3 protein-coding genes and 1 pseudogene are annotated in these 5,426 nt (G+C 73.4%); 3 read left to right on the plus strand and 1 reads right to left on the minus strand.

Annotation, left to right across the window (positions count from 1 at the left end):
• Position 1: 1 nt before the first annotated feature.
• A complete protein-coding gene (locus ABZ885_RS34620; protein ID WP_360197761.1) occupies positions 2-1,972 on the minus strand; it encodes an NPCBM/NEW2 domain-containing protein in 1,971 nt (656 codons plus the stop codon).
• A 364-nt stretch (positions 1,973-2,336) separates the two neighbouring features.
• Here ABZ885_RS34620 and ABZ885_RS34625 point away from each other — a divergent pair, with 364 nt between their 5' ends.
• The 3 genes and pseudogenes from ABZ885_RS34625 to ABZ885_RS34635 all read left to right on the plus strand — a co-directional run.
• The gene (locus ABZ885_RS34625) at positions 2,337-3,377 is read left to right on the plus strand and encodes a substrate-binding domain-containing protein (RefSeq protein WP_360197755.1); all 1,041 of its coding nucleotides are present in this window, start codon (positions 2,337-2,339) and stop codon (positions 3,375-3,377) included.
• A gap of 40 nt (positions 3,378-3,417) precedes the next feature.
• Positions 3,418-4,989 carry a sugar ABC transporter ATP-binding protein gene (locus tag ABZ885_RS34630; RefSeq protein WP_360197758.1) on the plus strand — a complete coding sequence of 524 codons (1,572 nt, stop codon included), beginning with the start codon at positions 3,418-3,420 and terminating at the stop codon, positions 4,987-4,989.
• Positions 4,986-5,426 (plus strand): annotated as a pseudogene (locus tag ABZ885_RS34635) (hypothetical protein); the annotation flags it as partial. The gene ABZ885_RS34630 and the pseudogene ABZ885_RS34635, both read left to right, overlap by 4 nt.

Here is a 5,426-nt window from a genome sequence, read left to right on the forward strand (position 1 = left end):
GTCAGCAGGTGAGCACCGGTGCCGCCCAGTCGGCGTGGTCGGAGGCGTTGCCGTCCCCGCCGTCGGTCACCACCAGGCGCAGCTCCACCGCGCCGGTCACGTCGGCGCTCAGATGGGCGGCCGGGCCGGAGCCGGTGAGCCGGCCGCTGTCGGCGGCCTTCACCCCGTCCGTCCAGATCTGGAACGTCACCGAACCGCCGCCACCGGTCTCGTCGTCCACGCCCGCGTCGGTGGTCAGCGTCCGGCAGGCGCCGCCGAGGTAGTAGACGATCTCCCCGGCGGGGTGGGTGCCGAGGCCCTTGGCGTACCGGGTGCCGCGGATGGTGACGGGGTGTCCGTCGCCGGCGGCCTGCTCGCCGTTGCTCGTGTCCTTCTCCACCGGGCCCCAGCCGTTGACCGCCGAGGACCAGGCCAGGTCGGAGAGCTGGTGGGGGCCGGCGGACGGGCCGTTGCCGCAGGCGATCCTGGGCCCGGCCCAGTCGGCGTGGTCGGAGGCGTTGCCGTCCCCGCCGTCGGTCACCACCAGGCGGAGCGTGGTGGCGCCGGTCAGGTCGGCGGTCAGCCTCTTCGCCGGGTCCCTGCCGGTGAGCAGTCCGCTGTCGGCGACCTTGACGCCGTCCCTGAAGATCTGGAAGACCACCGAGCCGCGCCCGAACGTCTCGTCGTCCACGCCCACGTCGGTGGTCAGCGTCCGGCAGGCGCCGCCCAGGGCGAGGGAGACGTCACCGGAGGCGTGGGCGCCCAGGCCCTTGGCGTACCGGACGCCGCGGATCGTGAGCGTCCGGCCGTCCCCGCCCGCGGCCTCGCCGTTGCTGCGGTCGCGCTCGGCCGGACCCCAGCCGTTGTTCGCGGCGACGAGGGGCAGGTCGGAGACGTGGTCCAGGCCGGCGGGTGGCACGACGGGCGTCCCGGGCGTGACCCGGAGCATCACGGTCCCGTGGCGGGGGACGGGGGCGCCGAGCGTGCCCGTGCTCGTGCCGACTGCCTTGGACCAGAGGTCCTTGACGGTGTACGAGCTCGCGCCGCCGATGCCGAGCGCCTCCGTGGTGGTGGTGAGGGTGGCGTCGGCGGAGCTCTCGTTGGTGAGGGTGACGGCGCGGCTGCCGTCGGCGAGCGGTTTGCTCATCACCACCAGTCCGCCGGAGTCGGAGACCACCCTGCCCTGGATGCCGAGCGGGTCCTGGTCGACGGCGATGATGTCGGTGTTGGTGAGGATGTCCAGGGTCGCCTGCGAGGCCGTCCGCAGGTCGGTGCCGATCATCAGCGGGGCGGCCATCTCGGCCCAGAGGCTGAAGTGGGTGCGGTACTCGGTGTCGGTCATGCCGCCGTTGCCGACCTCCAGCATGTCCGGGTCGTTCCACGCGCCGGGCTTGGCGTAGGGGGCGAGCCCCCGGTCGGCGCGGGCTATGCCGATCATCGACGCCCAGCCGTCGCCGATGTCGCCGGTGGTGCGCCAGGAGTTGCCGAGGTCGGGTGCCCAGGTCCAGGGCGCGTTCCCGCCCCATTCGCAGATGCTGTAGAGGATCGGCCGGCCGGTGGCCTTGAGCGCGTCGCCCATCGCCCGGTAGCGGGTCCGCGCGTCGATGCCCCGGTTGTTGCAGTTGTCGTACTTGAGGTAGTCGACGCCCCAGGAAGCCCAGAGGTTCGCGTCCTGCTGCTCGTGGCCCAGCGCGCCGGGGAAGCCCTTGACGTCGCAGGTGTGGTCGCCGGCGCTGGAGTAGATGCCGAACTTCAGGCCCTTGGAGTGGACGTAGTCGGCCAGGGCCTTGATGCCGCCGGGGAAGCGGACCGGGTCGGGGACGAGGTCGCCCGCGGCGTCACGCTGCGGCAGCGCCCAGCAGTCGTCGAGGTTGACGTACTGGTAGCCGGCCGCCTTCAGCCCCTTGCCGACGAAGAGGTCGGCGATGCCCTTGACCATCGTCTCGTTGAACTGCGGTCCGCAGCCGGTGGAGTTCCAGTTGTTGAAGCCCATCTGCGGGGTGCGGGCGAGCCCGTTGCCGGCGGCTGCGGCGGGTGTGGCGGTGGCGGGTCCGGCACCGGTGACGAGTGCGGCGCCGCTCAGGAGCAGCGCGGCTGCGGTGAGGGCGGCGGCGAGGCGTCGGGGCGGTGCACCCGAGGGTAAACGCACGGGATCCTCCAGAAACGGACAGGATCGGACAGAGATGTGCGTCAGAGTGTCGACCCTCCCCCTGCACCGGCGTCAAGACCTCCGACGGGCTCCCGGAGGAAGGCGTGCCGATCTGTTCGCAATTGTTGACTCCTGGTCAGTTCGCCTTCATATTGGCCGTGTTCACGCAACGGCCTCTCCCCTCCCCCTCGGCCCACCGGAGCCCTCCTTGCGCCTCTCCCCCGCCCGCCCGCTGTCCGCCGCCCTCGGCCTCGCCACCGCGCTCGCCCTCGGCGCCTGCTCCACCGGCCAGGAGTCCGTCTCCGGCGCCGCCCCGGTCGCCCCGGTGAGCGGAAAGGTCTCGATCACCTACCTGCAGAAGCAGGGCGACCAGGAGTACTTCGTCGGCGAGGCGGCCGGCGCCAGGGCCAAGGCCGCCGAACTCGGCGTCGACCTCAAGGTGGTCAACCTCGGCAACGACGCCAACCGGACCGTCAGCGAGGTCCAGTCCGCCATCGCCCAGAAGAGCAACGGCCTGATCATCGTCGTCCCGGACCCCGCGGTCGGCCCGCAGGTCGTCCAGATGGCCAGGGACGCCAGGACCGCACTGCTCACCTCGGACGACCAGATCTGCGCCACCGGCCCCGACCCGGCCTCCTGCGCCGCGTCCGACCTGGTGCCGCGGATCGGCTTCTCCGGCACCCAGATGGGCGGCGAGGTCGGCAAGCGGGCCGCGGAGGAGTTCACGAAGGCCGGCTGGAACCCGGCCGACACCCGGGTCATCTCCGCCTGGAAGCAGGACGTCACCGTCTGCGGCGACCGGGTCAAGGCCGCCAAGGCCGCCTTCGCCTCCGCGGTTCCCGGCGTGCAGAACATCGACGTGGCCACCGACAACACCCCGACCGGCGCCCAGGACAAGGTCGCCGCGACCGTCACCGCCAACCCCGGCGTCAGGCACTGGGTGGTCTGGGGCTGCAACGACGAGAACGTCCAGGGCGGCGTCACCGCGCTGCAGAACGCCGGCGTCGCCCCCGGCGACATCGACGGCGTCGGCCTCGGCGCCTACCTGGCCTGCAAGGACTGGGGCAGCGGCAAGCCCTCCGGCCTGAAGGCCGCCCTCTTCATCAACGGCCGGGACGTCGGCGCGCTCGCCGTCCAGACCATGTACGACCGCCTCAAGAACGGCAAGGAGATGCCCGCCGAGGCCTTCGCCCCCACCCGGATGGTCGACCCCGCCGGCTGGCGGTCCGCCGGCGTGACCTGCAGCTGACCGACCGACACCCGACCCGCCGCACCGCAGTGAGGCCGCGATGAGCACCGACCACTCCGCCGCCCCGCCCGCCGGCCTCGCCGCCGAGGGCGTCGGCAAACGCTTCGGCACCGTCCGGGCGCTCCACGAGGTGACCCTGCACTTCCCGCCCGGGCAGGTCACCGCCCTCATGGGCGAGAACGGCGCGGGCAAGTCCACCCTGCTGAAGATCCTGACCGGCGATCACGCCCCCACCACCGGCGTCGTCACGCTCGACGGCGTCCCGCTGGCCCTCTCCTCCCCGGTCGACGCCCGCCGGGCCGGCATCCGGATCATCCCGCAGGAGCCGGAGATCATCCCGCACGTCTCCGTCGCCGAGAACGTCCACGCCGGGTCGCTCCCGCGCCGGGCCGGCCGGCGGCTCGACCGTGCCGAACTGCGCCGCCGGACCGCCGCCGACCTCGACCGGCTCGGATTCGCCGGCGTCCTCGACCCCGACCTGCCCGGCTCGGCGCTCACGGCCGCACAGCGCCAGCTGGTGGAGATCCTGCGGGCGCTCAGCGGCCGGGTGCCTCCCCGCGCGATCGCCTTCGACGAGCCCACCTCCTCCCTCTCCGAGCAGGAGACCGAGGCCCTGTTCGCCCTGATCGGCCGGCTGCGCGCGGAGGGCGTCGCGGTCGTCTACGTCTCCCACCGGATGAAGGAGATCTTCCGGCTCGCCGACCGGATCGCCGTCCTGCGCGACGGCGCGGTGGCGGGCGTCGTCGACGCGGCCGGCACCGACGAGGCCGCGATCGTACGGCTGATGGTCGGCCGCGACCTCTCCACCCTCTTCACCCGGCAACGGGTCGCCACCGACCGCCTGGTCCTCGACGTCCGGGACCTCACCACCGACGCCGTCCGCGGCGTCAGCCTGCGCGTCCACGCCGGCGAGGTCGTCGCCCTCGCCGGCCTGATCGGCGCCGGACGCTCCGAACTCGCCCTCGCCCTGGCCGGCGACGCACCCGTCCGCTCCGGCACGATCACCCTGGACGGCAAGCCGCTGCGCCTGCGCGGCCCCCGCGACGCGATCGCGGCCGGCATCGGCCTCGCGCCGGAGGAGCGCAAGACGCAGGCGCTCTTCCTCCACCGCACCATCCGCGACAACACCGCCCTGGTCAGCTACCCGTCACTGCGCCGGCGGCGCTTCGTCCGGCGGGCCGAGGAGCGCAGGCTCGCCCAGCAGTACGCCGACCGGCTGCGGGTGCGCGCGCCCTCCATCGAGACCGAGGTCCGCGCCCTGTCCGGCGGCAACCAGCAGAAGGTGGTGCTCGCCCGCTGGCTCGCCCGCCGGCCGCGGCTGCTCATCCTCGACGAGCCCACCCGCGGCATCGACATCGGCGCCAAGGCGGAGATCTACCGGATCGTCGAGGACCTCGCCCGCGAAGGCGTCGCCATCCTGGTGATCTCCTCCGAGCTGCCCGAGGTGCTCGGCCTCGCCGACCGCATCGTCGTGATGCAGAACGGGCGGGTCACCGGCGAACTCGACCGCGCCGAGGCCTCCGAAGAGGCCGTCCTCGCCCTCGCCATGGCCGACGACCTGGCCACCGCACCGAACCCCGACCCCAACTCCCCCACCGGAGCCGCCCGATGACCACCCGCGCCGTCCCCGACGCCCGCCCGGAGCAGGCCGGACCGGCGCGCCGTCCGCTCGCCCTGCTCACCGCCGTCGGCGGCCAGAACCTCAGCCTGCTGGGCGCACTGGCCCTCGTCCTCGCCCTCTTCGGCTGGCTCAACGGCAACTTCCTCAGCTGGGACAACATCCAGGTCATCGCCGAGGCCGCCACCATCGCCGGCCTGCTCGCCGTCGTCCAGACCGTGGTCATCATCTGCGGCGGCCTGGACATCTCGGTCGGCTCCCAGGCCGGCCTCGCCTCCGTGGTCAGCGCGATGGTGTTCACCTCCGCCGGATCGAGCGCCCCGCTGGGCATCGGCGTGCTCGGCCTGCTCGCGGCCGGCGATGGCCAGGGCGGAGGTGACCAGGGAGGGTCTGCCGCTGAGGTACTGGCGCCACGCCGTGGTGCGGGCCTC

It is taken from the genome of Kitasatospora sp. NPDC047058 (assembly GCF_040643935.1).
Taxonomy (GTDB): Bacteria; Actinomycetota; Actinomycetes; order Streptomycetales; family Streptomycetaceae; genus Kitasatospora.

Coding starts and splice junctions, on each gene's coding strand:
- ABZ885_RS34620 (WP_360197761.1), bottom strand. CDS start 1,972: ATGGGCTTCAACAACTGGAACTCCACCGGCTGCGGACCGCAGTTCAAC.
- ABZ885_RS34630 (WP_360197758.1), top strand. CDS start 3,418: ATGAGCACCGACCACTCCGCCGCCCCGCCCGCCGGCCTCGCCGCCGAG.